Here is a 15,037-nt window from a genome sequence, read left to right on the forward strand (position 1 = left end):
AACAAAATGCCCGCAATGCGGACATTTTGTTTGGTGGGGCTGAGCGAACTTATTTCACCAGCGGCAGGCGGCGGTAAAGCTCAATCATATCGGTGGCCAGATCCTGAATGACCATCGCGTTCATCAGGTGATCCTGAGAGTGAACGGTAATCAGGTTTACCGGCAGTTTGCCGGAGCCTTCATCCAGGCCAATCAGCTGGGTCTGGATTTTATGAGCGTGTTTAACGAATTCGTGTGACTCTTCCATTGCCTTCTCGGCACCTTCAAAATCACCTTTACGTGCCAGCTGCAGAGCAGTCAGGGCCTGGCTACGTGCGCTGCCGGCGTTGACCAGCAGTTCCATAATAATTGATTCTAAATCTTCCACATCTTACTCCATCATTTTCAGGGCTTTATCAAGCACCACGTCGCCCTTCATCAAACCGTAATCCATCATGTCGATAACGGCGACTTTTTTACCCAGAGGATCGGCAAGGGCCTGAAGTTTGGCCTGCTCATATTTCACCTGCGGACCAAGCAGAACGATGTCGGCGCGTTCGATGTTCTCTTTAAACTCTGCCACGGGCACAGCCTTGATTGAGACCTCGATGCCTTTCTTTTGTGCGGCATCAACCATACGTTGAACCAGAATGCTGGTCGACATACCTGCAGCACAACACAACACGATATTTTTCATAGTTCGCTCTCAATGTCCGAAGGATACAGAGATATTTATCCGGCAGAGGGGGCGGCAACAACCGCTTTAACCCGATTGTGTGTCAGGTATCACAAAAGAAACCACAGAAAACTGAAACCGGTTACATTTTTGCTTTTTCTCGAAGAATCAAGACGGCAGTTGTGAAGGCGGAGCGGCATGAGGAAGCGTTTGCTGCCGCTCCGGTCAGTCATCTGCGCTGACCGGAGGACAGTATTTGAACGGCTGGGAGGTGACAATGACCGATCGATGTTCTTACGGGAAACGTCGAGACTTATCCTTCCGCTTGCCGTGTGTTACATCAGGGTTGCGTGTTCCTTCCCAAAAAGTGATCCCAGTCCTTCCAGACAGGCTGCAAACCTGACTGACGGAGCACGGCAGCCACTTCCTGCGGCGTTCGCCCATCGTTAGGCGCAAACTGCTCAAGTTCCGGGTGATTATCGGCATAGCCGCCGGGCTGCGTTTTCGAAAAGGCGCTGACGTTATTAATCGCCAGTGGGATCACGTGGTCGCGGAACCACGGTGATTCTCTGGTTGAAAGCGACAGTTCCACGTCCGGCGCAAGCAGGCGGAATGCACAGATCACCTGTACCAGCTGCTGTTCAGTCATGATTGAGGCTGGTTCTACGCCGCCGGTACACGGGCGCAGGCGTGGGAAGGAGATAGAATAGCGGCTTTGCCAGTAACGCTGCTGTAGCCAGATCAGATGTTCAGCCACCATAAAACAGTCGGTGCGCCAGCTGTCCGACAGCCCAATCAGCGCGCCGAGGCCGATTTTATCGATGCCCGCGCGGCCCAGCCTGTCGGGTGTTTCCAGCCGCCAGAAGAAATCCTGCTTGTTGCCTTTCAGGTGGTGCTGGGCGTAGGTCGTCGGGTGATAGGTTTCCTGGTACACCATCACGCCATCAAGCCCGAGGGTTTTGAGTTCGGCATACTCATGCTCGTCCAGCGGCTGGACTTCCATGTGCAGCGAACTAAAGCGGCTGCGGATCGCCGGCAGATGCTGGCGGAAATAATCCATGCCGACTTTGGTCTGGTGTTCTCCGGTCACCAGCAAAAGATGTTCGAACCCCAGCTTCCGGATTGCCTCGCATTCGCGCTCAATTTCCGCTTCATCCAGCGTTTTGCGTTTCAGCTTATTACTCATGGAAAAACCGCAATAGGTGCAGTCGTTGGCGCACAGGTTAGAGAGATAGAGCGGCACGTAAAAACTGACGGTGTTGCCGAAGCGCTGACGAGTAAGCTGCTGCGCCCGCTGGGCAAGAGGCTCGAGGTAGCGGCTGGCAGCGGGGGAGAGCAAAGCCATCAAGTCCTCGCGCGTCAGGCGGGGCGAGTGAATTGCCCGTTCGACGTCCGCCGCCGTCTTACCGTTAATGCTCAGAGTGATATCGTCCCAGTCCAGCTGCCGCCAGCGGTCGGTAAAGGTTTCCGCCATCAGGCATTCTCCTCGCTAAACTGCAGGAAACTGGTCAGCGGGCTGGAGGCCTGCGCCTGCTGGTGGCGAGAGCCTAACCCGGCCTGTGCCGCCAGGCTCCCGGCTTCCACGGCCAGACGAAACGCCAGGGCCATTTGCACCGGATCACGGGCGACCGCTATGGCGGTATTGACCAGCACGGCAGAAGCGCCCATTTCTAAGGCTTCGGCCGCATGGCTTGGGGCACCGATCCCCGCATCGACAACAACCGGCACGCGGGATTGCTCAATGATGATTTCCAGCAGCGCGCGGGTTTGCAAACCCTGATTTGAGCCGATGGGCGCGCCAAGCGGCATCACGGCCGCACAACCGGCTTCCTCCAGACGTTTGCAGAGCACGGGATCGGCGCCGCAGTAAGGCAGCACCACAAACCCCTGTTTGACCAGCGTTTCGGCGGCCTTCAGCGTTTCAATCGGATCCGGAAGTAAATAGCGGGCGTCAGGATGAATTTCCAGCTTAACCCAGTTTGTTCCCAGCGCTTCGCGGGCAAGCTGGGCTGCAAAAATAGCTTCTTCTGCTGTTTTCGCCCCGGAAGTATTGGGCAGCAGATGCACGCCCGCCTGCTGTAGCGGCAGAAGAATGTCATCACTATGGCCACGTAAATCCACGCGTTTCATTGCCATGGTGACAAGCTGTGAGCCAGAAGTACGAATCGCGTCGCTCATCATCTGGCTGGAGGAGAATTTTCCGGTGCCGGTGAACAGGCGAGAGGAAAAGGTTTTATCGGCAATCTGTAACATGTCAGCCCCCGGCAATTGCCTGAAACAGCAGAATGGTATCGCCCTCGCGCAGCAGATGATTGCTCCACTGGTCGCGCGGGATAATGGTTTGATTAACGGCGAGCGCCGCGCCAGCTTTGCCCTGATCAAGCTGGGCCAGAAGGGCTGCGAGCGTCAGGCCAGCCGTACATTCCAGAGGTTCATCGTTAAACTGAATGCGCATCGTGGCCTCCGCAGACCGGGCAGGTGGTTGATTTTTGCATCGCCAGCGTGCGCCAGCTGTGCTGCCGGGCATCGAACAGGCGCAAAGCGCCAGCAGCAGGCGCCATGCCGGTCAGCAATTTAATGGCTTCCAGCGCCTGAAGGGTACCCATCACGCCCACGACCGGGCCAATGATGCCGGAGGTGCGGCAGTTGCGTTCGGGTTCACTCTCGTCAGGCCAGACACAGCGGTAGCAGCCGTGTTCCCAGGGCGGCATCAGGACCATCATCTGGCCGCCAAAACCGACGGCGCTGGCGGTGATAAGAGGTGTATTCGAGGCTACGCAGGCGGTGTTGACCGCCTGGCGGGTTGCTATATTGTCGCTGCAGTCCAGCACCACGTCGGCCTCGCGCACGGCTTCTGTCAGAGAAGTACCCGTCAGCCTCTCTGCCAGAGGAACAATTTTTACGCCGGGGTTCAGGCGCTGCAAATACTGGTGGGCTGCGGAGGATTTCGGGCGCTCAATATCTTCTGAAGTGAACAGGATCTGGCGCTGGAGATTGCTGATATGCACCTTGTCATCGTCCGCGACGATAAGCTTGCCTACGCCAGCGGCGGCGAGATACAGCGCGGCGGGTGAACCTAAGCCACCCAGACCGACGATCAGCGCCGTGCTGGACAGCAGTTTTTCCTGCCCTTCAATCGCCACGTCTTCCAGCAGCAACTGGCGGCTGTAGCGCATAAAATCCGCATCATTCATCGCCGGTTCCTGCCAGTTCGAGTAGCTTCGCCGTGGCGATACGCCAGTCGGGAGCCTGCGTAATGGCGCTGACGACGGCGACGCTGCCCACGCCGGTGGCTAACACGGCAGGCACACGATCGATGCTTATCCCGCCGATGGCGACGGTGGAATAATCACCCAGCGTCTGGATATGTTCTGCCAGCTTATTCAGCCCCTGCGGGGAGGAGGGCATTTGCTTGGTTTGGGTAGGGAAGACATGGCCCAGCGCAATGTAGGACGGGTTCGCGCTTAAGGCGCGATCCATTTCCATGTTGTCGTGGGTTGAAAGCCCCAGCCGAAGCCCGGCTTCGCTTATTGCCGCCAGGTTGGCGACATCCATATCTTCCTGGCCGAGATGTACGCCATAAGCACCGTGTTTGATGGCCAGTCGCCAGTAGTCGTTGATGAACAGGCGAGCGTTGTAGCGTTCGCCCAGCGCAATGGCGGCGATGACGTCAGCTTCAACGTCTGCATCGCGTTTATCTTTAATGCGGAGCTGGATGGTTTTGACGCCCGCCCCGAGGAGGCGTTCGATCCACTCCACGCTGTCGACGACCGGATAAAGGCCCAGCCTGCGTGACGTGGCTGGGAAAATGAGTCTGGACATTATGCTTCCTCTTGTCTGAGATAAATTTCACCGCCCCGGGCGCGGAAGTGCTGAGACATATCTTCCATGCCAGCATCTCTCGCCTGTTTTGCGGCGTAGTCGCGCACTTCCTGGGTGATCTTCATAGAGCAAAACTTCGGGCCGCACATGGAACAGAAATGCGCGACTTTGCCGGATTCCTGCGGCAGGGTTTCATCGTGGTAAGCGCGGGCGGTGAAGGGGTCGAGCGCCAGGTTGAACTGATCTTCCCAGCGGAATTCAAAGCGTGCTTTGGACATCGCGTTGTCGCGTATTTGCGCGCCCGGATGCCCTTTGGCCAGGTCCGCGGCGTGAGCGGCAATCTTGTAAGTGATCAGCCCCTGCTTAACGTCCTCTTTGTTCGGCAGGCCGAGGTGCTCTTTCGGCGTGACGTAGCAAAGCATCGCACAGCCAAACCAGCCAATCATGGCGGCGCCAATGCCGGAGGTGAAGTGGTCATAGCCCGGCGCGATATCGGTCGTGAGCGGACCAAGGGTGTAGAAAGGTGCTTCGTGACAATGCTCCAGTTCTTCGGTCATGTTGCGGCGAATCATCTGCATCGGCACATGCCCCGGGCCTTCAATCATCACCTGGACATCGTACTCCCAGGCAATTTTGGTCAACTCGCCCAGCGTATGCAGTTCGGCAAACTGAGCTTCGTCGTTGGCATCCTGGATGGAGCCCGGACGTAAGCCATCGCCCAGAGAAAGGGAAACGTCATAGGCGGCGCAGATTTCGCAGATTTCACGGAAGTGCTGATACAGGAAGTTTTCCTGATGGTGGGACAGGCACCACTTCGCCATAATTGATCCACCGCGCGACACAATTCCTGTCAGGCGCTTCGCGGTCATCGGGACATAGCGAAGCAGCACGCCCGCATGAATGGTGAAGTAATCCACGCCTTGCTCTGCCTGCTCCAGCAGCGTGTCGCGGAACATCTCCCAGCTCAGGTCTTCAGCGATACCGTTCGCCTTCTCCAGTGCCTGGTAGATGGGCACCGTGCCGATGGGCACCGGGCTGTTACGCAGGATCCATTCCCGTGTTTCGTGAATATAGCGGCCGGTGGAGAGGTCCATCACCGTGTCTGCCCCCCAGCGAGTGGCCCACACCAGCTTCTCCACCTCTTCTTCAATGGAGGAGGTCACCGCCGAGTTGCCGATATTGGCATTGACCTTCACCAGGAAATTGCGGCCGATAATCATCGGCTCTGATTCCGGGTGGTTGATATTGGCGGGAATAATTGCTCGCCCGGCGGCGACTTCATCGCGGACAAACTCCGGCGTGATGTTTTCCGGCAGGCGGGCCCCAAACCCTTCGCCGGGATGCTGGTGGCGCAGGACGGCATCACGAATACGCTCGCGCCCCATATTTTCGCGAATGGCGATGAATTCCATCTCCGGGGTGACAAGCCCTTTGCGGGCGTAATGCAACTGGGTGACGCATTGTCCGGCTATTGCCCGGCGAGGTTTGGACTGAGTTTCAAAGCGCAATTCGTCCAGGCCGTCGTCGGCAAGACGCGCTTTTGTGTAAGCGGAGCTGCGTTCATCCAGTGCTTCGCTGTCACGCCGGTCGGCAATCCAGGCGCTGCGTAGGGGAGATAGCCCGTGTAACACGTTTATTGAGATGTCGGGATCGCCATAAGGACCGGAGGTATCGTAGACGGGCACCGCGTCGTTCGGCTGATATTGCGGGGCATCTTTGCTCCCACCGGTGAGCGTTGGGCTGAGCTGGATTTCGCGCATCGGGATGCGGATATCTTCGCGTGACCCGGTCAGATAGATGCGTCTGGAGTTAGGGAAGGCGGTACCTTCAAGCGTGTTGATAAAGTGTTGGGCGGCGGCGCGTTGTTCACGACGGCCAGGTTTGTTTTCAGATGCAGACATAGCTCATTCCAGGTTTAGTCAGGATATGGCTTGTCAGGACAACGGAAGGAGTAATGGATATGGATCGCCCGAAAACGGGTGTACCCAAAGACAGAATTACTCTTGTTCCCTTCGCAGGTTCTAACCTGATCAGGTTCCGCGGATCCCGAATTAACGGTCTCAGCCGGTGCTTAACGCACTCGGCACTCCGACAAGAATGATCCCACCTTGCGGTGGGAAAGTTGTAAATTACTCGTTAATAGCTAACAACTCAAGCCGGACTTGCCAGCCCGGCAGGATCGCTGGCGCTGCCGTCGAGGTTGTTATCAATAGCCAGGAGGACTAGTTTATCTTCAAGGGTGAAGCGGGACTCCAGGCACTCGCCAATCTCCGACAGCGCCTGCTGAAACTCGACCCAACTGTCGCGGTCGATGGCGTTTTCCAGGTGGGAGTCGTAGAGGTCCATGATTTGCTGGGTGTTGGCTTCCAGTTGAGGGTAGAGCTGAGCTGCGCTTAGCAGCGGGCTACTGCCTTCCAGGTTGCTGATGATTCGCTCGTAGATACTGAAATGACCGGAAGAGAGGTAATCCACCAGGCCGTGGCAAAAATTGTCTAACGCTTTTTCGTCGAGCGCGGTGTGCGATTCCTTGTTAGGCTTGATCCCGACCATGTTGTAATAGGCGACCAACAGGTGCTTACGGGCCTGCAGCCAATGGTCAACTAACTCATTACTACCACCAACGCGCTCAGTCAGATTGGCTAACTGGTTCAGCATGATTGAGACTCCGTGAGTTAAAAGATTGAACGCAAACTAACCCAAAAAAGTAAAAACTAATTGTTTATATCAGTGAACACGGGGATGTGCACCAGGTTATGGAACGTGTTATTCAAAACTTAGATCATGGTTGGTGGATAGTCAGCCATGAGCAAAAAATATGGTTGCCACAGGGTGACTTACCTCACGGCAGCGCGGAAGAATTTCAGCTTGTGGGCAGCCGGGCTCTGGATATCGGTGAGTGGGAAGGTGAACCCGTCTGGCTGATTCGTGAAAACCGCCGTTCGGACATGGGCTCGCTGCGCCAGCTCCTTGATCGCGATGTGGGCCTGTTCCAACTGGCCGGGCGAGGCGTTCAACTGGCCGAGTTTTATCGCTCGCATAAGTATTGCGGTTACTGCGGCCATGAAATGCATTTCAGCAAAAGTGAATGGGCGATGCTTTGTGGGCACTGCCGGGAACGGTATTACCCGCAAATTGCCCCCTGCATTATTGTCGCTATCCGTAAGGACGATCATATCCTGCTGGCTCAGCACACGCGGCATCGCAACGGCGTTTACACCGTGCTGGCCGGATTTGTCGAAGTCGGCGAAACGCTGGAGCAGGCGGTAGCGCGCGAAGTCATGGAAGAGAGCAGTATTCAGGTGAAAAACCTGCGCTACGTGACTTCCCAGCCCTGGCCGTTCCCGCAGTCGCTAATGACCGCCTTTATGGCGGATTACCACAGCGGCGAAATCAAAATTGACCCGAAAGAACTGCTGGATGCGGGCTGGTATCGCTATGACCAACTGCCGCTATTACCGCCGCCGGGCACCGTAGCACGCCGCTTAATTGAAGATACCGTCGCCCTGTGTCGCGCGGACTATGAATGATAGACTGCGGCGATACAGCTAAAGGAAAGGTAAAAATGACTGAACTGAAGAACGATCGTTACCTGCGCGCCCTGCAGCGCTTGCCGGTAGATGTCACCCCGGTGTGGATGATGCGCCAGGCAGGGCGTTATTTGCCGGAATATAAGGCGACGCGCGCTCAGGCAGGTGACTTTATGTCGCTGTGCAAAAATGCTGAGCTGGCCTGCGAAGTCACCCTGCAACCGCTGCGCCGTTATGCGCTTGATGCGGCGATCCTCTTCTCGGACATTCTGACCATCCCGGACGCGATGGGGCTTGGGTTGTACTTTGAAGCCGGTGAAGGCCCACGCTTTAGCTCCCCGATTCAAAGCCTGGCCGATGTTCAAAAGCTGCCGATTCCCGATCCGGAAGGCGAGCTGGCATACGTGATGAACGCGGTGCGCACGATTCGTCGTGAACTGAAGGGCGAAGTGCCGCTGATTGGCTTCTCCGGCAGCCCGTGGACGCTGGCCACTTATATGGTGGAAGGCGGTAGCAGCAAAGCCTTCACCGTGATTAAGAAAATGATGTTTGCCGACCCGAAAGCGCTGCACCTGTTGCTGGACAAGCTGGCGCAGAGCGTGACGCTGTACCTGAATGCGCAAATCCGCGCGGGCGCGCAGTCGGTGATGATCTTTGACACCTGGGGCGGCGTGCTGAGCGGACGTGATTACAAAGAATTCTCGCTCTATTACATGCACAAAATCGTCGATGGCCTGCTGCGTGAAAACGATGGCCGCCGTGTGCCGGTGACGTTGTTCACCAAAGGCGGCGGGCAGTGGCTTGAAGCGATGGCGGAAACCGGGTGTGATGCACTGGGCCTCGACTGGACAACGGATATTGCAGATGCACGTCGCCGCGTAGGTCATAAAGTCGCGCTGCAGGGGAATATGGACCCTTCCATGCTCTACGCTCAGCCGGCACGCATCGAAGAAGAAGTTGCCACCATTCTGGCAGGTTTCGGGCAGGGGGAAGGGCACGTCTTTAACCTTGGGCATGGTATTCACCAGGACGTTCCGCCAGAGCATGCAGGCGTCTTTGTGGAAGCCGTGCATCGCCTGTCTACGCAATATCACCGCGCTTAAGGTAGCAAGAGATGGATCTCACCGTACTGCGAGAGCAACAGCTGGATCTGGCCTCAAAAGTGATCCGCGAAGATCGCCTTGAGCAGGATCCACCGCGGTTGATCGCCGGGGCCGATGTGGGGTTTGAACAAGGCGGAGACGTCACCCGCGCGGCCATCGTTTTGTTGAGCTATCCGTCTCTTGAGTTGGTTGAATATCAGGTGGCAAGAATTGCCACCACCATGCCTTATATCCCCGGTTTTTTATCCTTCCGCGAATATCCCGCGTTGCTTGAGGCGTGGGGTATGCTTTCACAGAAGCCCGATCTGGTGTTTGTGGACGGACACGGCATCTCGCATCCCCGTCGTTTAGGGGTTGCCAGCCATTTTGGGCTGCTGGTGGATGTGCCGACGATTGGCGTGGCGAAAAAGCGGTTGTGCGGGAAGTTTGAACCGTTGGGGGAAGAACCCGGCGCTCGTGCGCCGTTGATGGACAAAGGCGAGCAACTGGCGTGGGTCTGGCGCAGTAAAAAACGCTGTAATCCTTTGTTTATTTCTACCGGGCACCGCGTAAGCCTCGACGGCGCATTAACATGGGTCGAGCGCTGCATAGCCGGTTACCGTCTGCCGGAGCCAACCCGTTGGGCCGATGCCGTTGCCTCCGGGCGCCCGGCTTTTAAGCGCCTGCAAGCAATCGGCAGGTGATTCAGGTAAACTGCCGCTAATTTTCCGTCTTTGAGACACCGTCATGTTACAGAACCCTATTCATTTACGCCTGGAGAAGCTGGAAAGCTGGCAGCACGTCACTTTTATGGCTTCTTTGTGCGAGCGTATGTACCCGAACTACGCCATGTTTTGCCAGCAAACCGGCTTTGGCGATCCCCAGCTTTATCGCAAGATCCTTGACCTGGTTTGGGAAACCCAAACGGTGAAAGATGCCAAAGTGAACTTTGATAGTCAGTTAGAGAAACTTGAAGAGGCAATTCCTGCGGCTGACGACTATGATATTTACGGTGTCTATCCGGCGATTGACGCGTGCGTGGCGTTGAGTGAGCTTATTCACTCCCGTCTCTCGGGTGAAACGCTGGAGCACGCAATCGAAGTCAGTAAATGTTCAATCACTTCGGTGGCGATGCTGGAAATGACTCAGGCCGGTCGTGAAATGACCGACGAGGAGTTGAGAGCAAACCCGGCGGTAGAAGAAGAATGGGACATTCAGTGGGAGATTTTCCGGCTGCTGGCGGACTGCGAAGAACGCGATATTGAGCTCATTAAAGGGCTTCGTGCTGACCTCCGTGAGGCCGGTATCAGTAATATCGGTATAAATTTGCAGCAGTAAGACAGTAAAACGTGACATACAGTCTGATTTGTCCTCCCTGGAGGCTTCCAATTAACCCCCCGTCTGGTCTACATTTGTGGGGCGAATAAAAGTGGCTATCGGTGCGTGTATGCAGGAGAGTGCTTTTTAGGCATTTCCGTCGCACTCGATGCTTAGCAAGCGATAAACACATTGTAAGGATAACTTATGAACAAGACTCAACTGATTGATGTAATTGCTGACAAGGCTGACCTGTCTAAAGCACAGGCTAAAGCTGCTCTGGAATCCACTCTGGCTGCAATTACTGAGTCTCTGAAAGAAGGTGATGCTGTACAACTGGTTGGTTTCGGTACCTTCAAAGTGAACCACCGTGCTGAGCGCACTGGCCGCAACCCGCAGACCGGTAAAGAAATCAAAATTGCTGCTGCTAACGTGCCGGCATTTGTTTCTGGTAAAGCACTGAAAGACGCGGTTAAGTAAGTTAACGCGTGTCAGTGAACAGTTTTAACAGAGGGGCGTTTACGCCCCTTTTGTCCGTCTGGCGTCCGCTACTGGCGCTGGCGGGTGTACTGGCGCTCACGGCATGCAGCAGTAACAAACTCCCTCCTTTTACCGCTACCGGCTATGTTGCCGACCAGGGCGTGGTGCGCATCTGGCGAAAAGACAACGCCGATGAATCCACCCATATCCTTACCGCGTTTAGCCCGTGGCAGCACGGCGCCACTACCACCGGTGAATACCGCTGGCAGGGTGACAAACTGACCTTTATCGAACTCAATATTCAGGGCAAGCAGCCGGAGCATGTCAAAGTCCGCTTTGACGACCACGGCGACCTGAGCTTTATGCAGCGGGAAGTGAATAGCCAGAAGCAGCAGCTTTCTAACGATCAGGTGGCTTTGTACCAGTTCAACGCCAATCGTATTCGTGAGACCAGCGAAGCGCTGCGCATCGGCCACGTTGTGCTGCGGCAGGGACGCTGGCACCAGAACGGCACGGTAACGACCTGCGAAGGCGAAACATTATCGCCAAAGCTTGATAGCGCCTCCCTGAGCCATATAGCACGCCGTCAGAGCCACTCCTCCCTTGACGTCAGCATTGCCTGGCTGGAAGCCCCGGAAGGTTCACAGCTGCTGCTGGTGGCGAACCAGAACTTCTGCAGCTGGCAGCCTAAGCCTGGCGATTTCTAGGCGTAAAAAAACCGCCACGCGGGCGGTTTAGTATGTACTGTCGATATTACTTCGCGTTTTCACGCGCAATGGCGCGATAGCCGATATCCGAGCGGCTGAAACTGCCATCCCAGTGAATATCTTTTTTCAGCTCCAGCGCGCGCTGTTGCGCTTTGGCAACCGTTTCACCCAATGCAGTCACGCATAATACGCGCCCGCCGTTGGTGAGCACGCGGTCATCTTCGCTGAGCTTAGTCCCGGCGTGGAACACCTTGCCGTCGGCCACTTCTTCCAGCGGCAGACCGTGGATAACGTCGCCGTTGCGATAATCGGCCGGATAACCGCCTGCTGCCAGTACGATGCCCAGAGCTGGACGCTCATCCCATTTAGAATCTTTCTCATCCAGCTTGCCGTCGCAGGCGGCGAGGCAAAGCTCGACCAGATCTGACTGCATACGCAGCATGATCGGCTGAGTTTCCGGATCGCCGAAGCGGCAGTTGAATTCGATCACCTTTGGGTTACCCTGCTTGTCGATCATCAACCCGGCGTACAGGAAGCCTGTGTAGGTATTCCCTTCTGCAGCCATACCGCGTACGGTCGGCCAAATCACGCGTTCCATGGTGCGTTGATGGACTTCGTCAGTCACCACCGGAGCGGGAGAGTAAGCGCCCATGCCGCCGGTGTTCGGGCCAGTATCGCCGTCGCCAACGCGTTTATGATCCTGGCTGGTGGCCATCGGCAGAACGTGCTTGCCATCTACCATCACAATAAAGCTGGCTTCTTCGCCGTCGAGGAACTCTTCAATAACAATACGGTGGCCCGCATCGCCAAACGCGTTCCCGGCCAGCATGTCATTGACGGCAGCTTCCGCTTCTTCCAGCGTCATCGCCACAATAACGCCTTTACCCGCAGCCAGGCCGTCGGCCTTAATCACGATAGGTGCGCCTTTCTCGCGCAGGTAAGCCAGCGCAGGCTCAACTTCGGTAAAGTTCTGGTATTCCGCCGTCGGGATGTTGTGGCGAGCCAGGAAGTCTTTGGTAAAAGCCTTCGAGCCTTCCAGCTGTGCCGCCCCTTCGGTAGGCCCGAAGATTTTCAGGCCAGCGGCGCGGAATGCATCCACCACGCCAATCACCAGCGGCGCTTCCGGGCCGACGATGGTTAAGTCGATGTTTTCGTTCTGCGCAAAGCTAAGCAAAGCTGGAATATCTGTTGCGCTAATAGCAACGTTCTGCAGCGCAGGTTCCAGTGCGGTGCCCGCGTTACCTGGCGCAACAAATACAGTACGTACTAAAGGAGACTGAGCCGCTTTCCAGGCCAGCGCATGCTCGCGCCCGCCGTTGCCAATAACTAAAACTTTCATCTATAAACGCTCCGGTAATTAATGGCGGAAGTGGCGCATGCCGGTGAAGATCATTGCGATCCCATGCTCGTCGGCGGCGGCAATGACTTCATCATCACGAATTGACCCGCCCGGCTGGATAACGCAGCTCACGCCAGCTTCGGCTGCGGCATCAATGCCATCGCGGAACGGGAAGAAAGCATCAGAAGCCATAGCCGAACCTTTCACTTCCAGGCCTTCATCGCTGGCTTTGATACCGGCAATTTTGGCTGAGTAGACGCGGCTCATCTGGCCTGCGCCTATGCCGATGGTCATATTGTCACGGGCATAAACGATGGCATTGGATTTAACGAACTTCGCCACTTTCCAGCAGAACAGTGCATCATGCAGTTCTTGCTCGGTCGGCTGACGTTTAGTGACTACGCGCAGATCGCCTGCGGTCACCATACCTAAATCACGATCCTGAACCAGCAGGCCGCCATTGACGCGTTTGAAATCGAGGCCAGCTGTGCGTTTCTGCCACTGGCCGCAAACCAGGACGCGAACGTTCTGTTTAGCCGCGGTGATCTTCAGCGCTTCTTCGCTAGCGGAAGGGGCGATAATGACCTCGACGAACTGGCGAGAAATAATGGCCTGTGCGGTTTCTGCGTCCAGCTCACGGTTGAAAGCGATGATGCCGCCGAAGGCCGAGGTTGGATCAGTTTTATAAGCCTGGTTGTAGGCTTCGAGTACGGAACCACTGACGGCCACGCCGCAAGGGTTAGCGTGTTTAACGATAACGCAGGCCGGTTCGTCGAACTCTTTCACACATTCCAGTGCCGCATCGGTATCCGCGATGTTGTTATAGGAGAGCGCTTTGCCCTGAACCTGGGTCGCGGTTGCCACGGATGCTTCTTTAATTTCTTCTTCTATATAGAAGGCGGCCTGCTGATGGCTGTTTTCGCCATAGCGCATATCCTGCTTCTTAATGAAGTTCAGGTTCAGCGTGCGTGGGAAGCGCCCGGCAGGATCTTTACTTTCGCCGTGATAGGCCGGGACCAGGCTACCGAAGTAGTTAGCGATCATGCCGTCGTAGGCCGCAGTGTGCTCGAAAGCTTTGATCGCCAGATCGAAGCGAGTTTCCAGCGTCAGGGATCCTTCGTTCGCGTCCAGCTCGGCAACGATCGCCTGGTAGTCGCTGCTCTTTACTACGATCGCCACATCTTTATGGTTCTTGGCTGCGGAGCGAACCATGGTTGGGCCGCCGATGTCGATGTTCTCAACCGCATCTTCTAAAGAGCAGCCTTCGCGGGCAACGGTCTGGGCAAACGGATAAAGGTTAACGACGACCATATCAATAGGAGAGATGGCGTGCTCCGCCATGATGGCATCGTCCTGACCGCGACGGCCAAGAATGCCGCCGTGAACTTTCGGGTGCAGCGTTTTGACGCGTCCGTCCATCATCTCCGGGAAACCGGTGTAGTCGGAGACTTCGGTTACCGGCAGGTTTGCTTCTGCCAGCAGGCGGGCGGTTCCGCCGGTGGACAGCAGCTCCACTCCACGTTGGGAGAGGGCCTGAGCGAATTCGACGATACCGGCTTTGTCAGAAACACTGAGCAGTGCGCGGCGTACAGGACGACGTTGTGACATGGTTTTATCCCTTGGCTTTGGTTCGCATATAGAAGAGCGTTAGCTGAATTTTAGTCTTCACCTTAGTTCTGGCGGTGCAGAAAAGGGAAATTAAGGAAAAGAAGAGACGAAAACTCAGCTAACGCCCCCATCGGGGGTGTCCATTTTATCGCGGTGCATTGTAGCGAAAACGTTTGCGTCACGCTCGCGAATTTTAAGTTCAAATCCGGATTGTGGATAAGTCTGTGTGCAAAAGGGTATAAGGCGGGGTTTTGCTGTGGAATGCAGCAGTCAGTCATTTTTCTGTCATTTTAGTGTTGCAGCGCCGGGAGAACTCCCTATAATGCGCCTCCATCGACACGGAACATGTGAACAACATCACAGAGTAACGGCGGCGATGAGAGTGAAAAATCCTGAAATTAAGGGTTGACTCTGAAAGAGGAAAGCGTATTATACGCCACCTCGAGTTAGCAAGCGAAAGCGACTGACTCAACGCTCTTTAACAATTTATCAGACAATCT

General features: G+C 55.8%; 17 protein-coding genes and 1 riboswitch. Of the genes, 6 read left to right on the forward strand and 11 right to left on the reverse strand.

Features of this window, described 5'->3' with window-relative positions:
• Window positions 1–49: 49 nt before the first annotated feature.
• From B9Y90_RS22835 to B9Y90_RS22875, 9 genes are all read right to left on the reverse strand, one after another.
• On the reverse strand, window positions 50–367 hold the full coding sequence (locus B9Y90_RS22835) for a PTS lactose/cellobiose transporter subunit IIA (RefSeq protein WP_008460153.1): 318 nt from the start codon (window positions 365–367) through the stop codon (window positions 50–52).
• Between the two features lie 3 nt (window positions 368–370).
• Entirely contained in the window at window positions 371–676 is a 306-nt protein-coding gene (locus B9Y90_RS22840; protein WP_008460154.1) for a PTS sugar transporter subunit IIB, read from the reverse strand.
• Window positions 677–995: 319 nt separating this feature from the next.
• Window positions 996–2,129 (reverse strand): 2-iminoacetate synthase ThiH, encoded by a 1,134-nt coding sequence (gene thiH, locus B9Y90_RS22845; protein WP_085542724.1) that lies wholly within the window; start codon window positions 2,127–2,129, stop codon window positions 996–998.
• Complete coding sequence (gene thiG / locus B9Y90_RS22850; RefSeq protein ID WP_085542725.1) at window positions 2,129–2,908, reverse strand: thiazole synthase; 780 nt, start codon at window positions 2,906–2,908, stop codon at window positions 2,129–2,131. The genes thiH and thiG overlap by 1 nt, the downstream gene beginning before the upstream one ends.
• 1 nt (window position 2,909) lies before the next feature.
• The gene (thiS, locus tag B9Y90_RS22855) at window positions 2,910–3,110 is read right to left on the reverse strand and encodes a sulfur carrier protein ThiS (protein ID WP_085542726.1); all 201 of its coding nucleotides are present in this window, start codon (window positions 3,108–3,110) and stop codon (window positions 2,910–2,912) included.
• The gene (locus B9Y90_RS22860; protein ID WP_085542727.1) at window positions 3,094–3,849 is read right to left on the reverse strand and encodes a HesA/MoeB/ThiF family protein; all 756 of its coding nucleotides are present in this window, start codon (window positions 3,847–3,849) and stop codon (window positions 3,094–3,096) included. The genes thiS and B9Y90_RS22860 overlap by 17 nt, the downstream gene beginning before the upstream one ends.
• Entirely contained in the window at window positions 3,842–4,477 is a 636-nt protein-coding gene (gene thiE, locus B9Y90_RS22865; RefSeq protein WP_039289263.1) for a thiamine phosphate synthase, read from the reverse strand. Before thiE ends, B9Y90_RS22860 begins: the two co-directional genes overlap by 8 nt.
• Window positions 4,477–6,378: a phosphomethylpyrimidine synthase ThiC gene (gene thiC, locus B9Y90_RS22870; RefSeq protein WP_085542728.1), complete on the reverse strand. Its 1,902-nt coding sequence runs from the start codon at window positions 6,376–6,378 to the stop codon at window positions 4,477–4,479. Before thiC ends, thiE begins: the two co-directional genes overlap by 1 nt.
• Window positions 6,379–6,467: 89 nt before the next feature.
• Window positions 6,468–6,578: riboswitch (TPP riboswitch) on the reverse strand.
• Between the two features lie 50 nt (window positions 6,579–6,628).
• The gene (locus B9Y90_RS22875; protein ID WP_008460161.1) at window positions 6,629–7,132 is read right to left on the reverse strand and encodes an Rsd/AlgQ family anti-sigma factor; all 504 of its coding nucleotides are present in this window, start codon (window positions 7,130–7,132) and stop codon (window positions 6,629–6,631) included.
• Window positions 7,133–7,230: 98 nt separating this feature from the next.
• Between B9Y90_RS22875 and nudC the strand changes: the two genes are divergently transcribed.
• The 6 genes from nudC to B9Y90_RS22905 all read left to right on the forward strand — a co-directional run bounded on the left by nudC (window position 7,231) and on the right by B9Y90_RS22905 (window position 11,590).
• Window positions 7,231–8,004 (forward strand): NAD(+) diphosphatase, encoded by a 774-nt coding sequence (nudC, locus tag B9Y90_RS22880; RefSeq protein WP_008460162.1) that lies wholly within the window; start codon window positions 7,231–7,233, stop codon window positions 8,002–8,004.
• A 35-nt stretch (window positions 8,005–8,039) separates the two neighbouring features.
• Window positions 8,040–9,107, forward strand: a complete 1,068-nt coding sequence (gene hemE / locus B9Y90_RS22885; RefSeq protein WP_085542729.1) for a uroporphyrinogen decarboxylase — start codon at window positions 8,040–8,042, stop codon at window positions 9,105–9,107.
• Window positions 9,108–9,118: 11 nt separating this feature from the next.
• Window positions 9,119–9,790, forward strand: a complete 672-nt coding sequence (nfi, locus tag B9Y90_RS22890; protein WP_085542730.1) for a deoxyribonuclease V — start codon at window positions 9,119–9,121, stop codon at window positions 9,788–9,790.
• Window positions 9,791–9,833: 43 nt separating this feature from the next.
• Window positions 9,834–10,424: a YjaG family protein gene (locus tag B9Y90_RS22895; protein WP_008460165.1), complete on the forward strand. Its 591-nt coding sequence runs from the start codon at window positions 9,834–9,836 to the stop codon at window positions 10,422–10,424.
• Window positions 10,425–10,610: 186 nt separating this feature from the next.
• Window positions 10,611–10,883: a nucleoid-associated protein HU-alpha gene (gene hupA, locus B9Y90_RS22900; RefSeq protein ID WP_002884342.1), complete on the forward strand. Its 273-nt coding sequence runs from the start codon at window positions 10,611–10,613 to the stop codon at window positions 10,881–10,883.
• A 14-nt stretch (window positions 10,884–10,897) separates the two neighbouring features.
• The gene (locus tag B9Y90_RS22905) at window positions 10,898–11,590 is read left to right on the forward strand and encodes a DUF1481 domain-containing protein (protein ID WP_039289275.1); all 693 of its coding nucleotides are present in this window, start codon (window positions 10,898–10,900) and stop codon (window positions 11,588–11,590) included.
• Between the two features lie 46 nt (window positions 11,591–11,636).
• On the opposite strand, the gene purD is transcribed toward B9Y90_RS22905, so the two are convergent.
• Both purD and purH read right to left on the reverse strand, forming a co-directional pair.
• Complete coding sequence (purD, locus tag B9Y90_RS22910; protein WP_085542731.1) at window positions 11,637–12,929, reverse strand: phosphoribosylamine--glycine ligase; 1,293 nt, start codon at window positions 12,927–12,929, stop codon at window positions 11,637–11,639.
• Between the two features lie 18 nt (window positions 12,930–12,947).
• Complete coding sequence (gene purH, locus B9Y90_RS22915; RefSeq protein ID WP_039289279.1) at window positions 12,948–14,537, reverse strand: bifunctional phosphoribosylaminoimidazolecarboxamide formyltransferase/IMP cyclohydrolase; 1,590 nt, start codon at window positions 14,535–14,537, stop codon at window positions 12,948–12,950.
• Window positions 14,538–15,037: the final 500 nt, after the last annotated feature.

The organism is Cedecea sp. NFIX57 (assembly GCF_900177785.1).
GTDB classification, from domain to species: Bacteria; Pseudomonadota; Gammaproteobacteria; order Enterobacterales; family Enterobacteriaceae; genus Cedecea; species Cedecea neteri_C.

Excerpts from the sequence above, each read along its gene's own strand:
- hemE (WP_085542729.1), top strand. The coding sequence starts at position 8,040 with ATGACTGAACTGAAGAACGATCGTTACCTGCGCGCCCTGCAGCGCTTG.
- thiE (WP_039289263.1), bottom strand. The coding sequence starts at position 4,477 with ATGTCCAGACTCATTTTCCCAGCCACGTCACGCAGGCTGGGCCTTTAT.
- B9Y90_RS22840 (WP_008460154.1), bottom strand. The coding sequence starts at position 676 with ATGAAAAATATCGTGTTGTGTTGTGCTGCAGGTATGTCGACCAGCATT.
- thiC (WP_085542728.1), bottom strand. The coding sequence starts at position 6,378 with ATGTCTGCATCTGAAAACAAACCTGGCCGTCGTGAACAACGCGCCGCC.
- thiG (WP_085542725.1), bottom strand. The coding sequence starts at position 2,908 with ATGTTACAGATTGCCGATAAAACCTTTTCCTCTCGCCTGTTCACCGGC.
- nfi (WP_085542730.1), top strand. The coding sequence starts at position 9,119 with ATGGATCTCACCGTACTGCGAGAGCAACAGCTGGATCTGGCCTCAAAA.
- B9Y90_RS22875 (WP_008460161.1), bottom strand. The coding sequence starts at position 7,132 with ATGCTGAACCAGTTAGCCAATCTGACTGAGCGCGTTGGTGGTAGTAAT.
- B9Y90_RS22860 (WP_085542727.1), bottom strand. The coding sequence starts at position 3,849 with ATGAATGATGCGGATTTTATGCGCTACAGCCGCCAGTTGCTGCTGGAA.
- purD (WP_085542731.1), bottom strand. The coding sequence starts at position 12,929 with ATGAAAGTTTTAGTTATTGGCAACGGCGGGCGCGAGCATGCGCTGGCC.
- thiS (WP_085542726.1), bottom strand. The coding sequence starts at position 3,110 with ATGCGCATTCAGTTTAACGATGAACCTCTGGAATGTACGGCTGGCCTG.
- nudC (WP_008460162.1), top strand. The coding sequence starts at position 7,231 with ATGGAACGTGTTATTCAAAACTTAGATCATGGTTGGTGGATAGTCAGC.
- hupA (WP_002884342.1), top strand. The coding sequence starts at position 10,611 with ATGAACAAGACTCAACTGATTGATGTAATTGCTGACAAGGCTGACCTG.
- purH (WP_039289279.1), bottom strand. The coding sequence starts at position 14,537 with ATGTCACAACGTCGTCCTGTACGCCGCGCACTGCTCAGTGTTTCTGAC.
- thiH (WP_085542724.1), bottom strand. The coding sequence starts at position 2,129 with ATGGCGGAAACCTTTACCGACCGCTGGCGGCAGCTGGACTGGGACGAT.
- B9Y90_RS22895 (WP_008460165.1), top strand. The coding sequence starts at position 9,834 with ATGTTACAGAACCCTATTCATTTACGCCTGGAGAAGCTGGAAAGCTGG.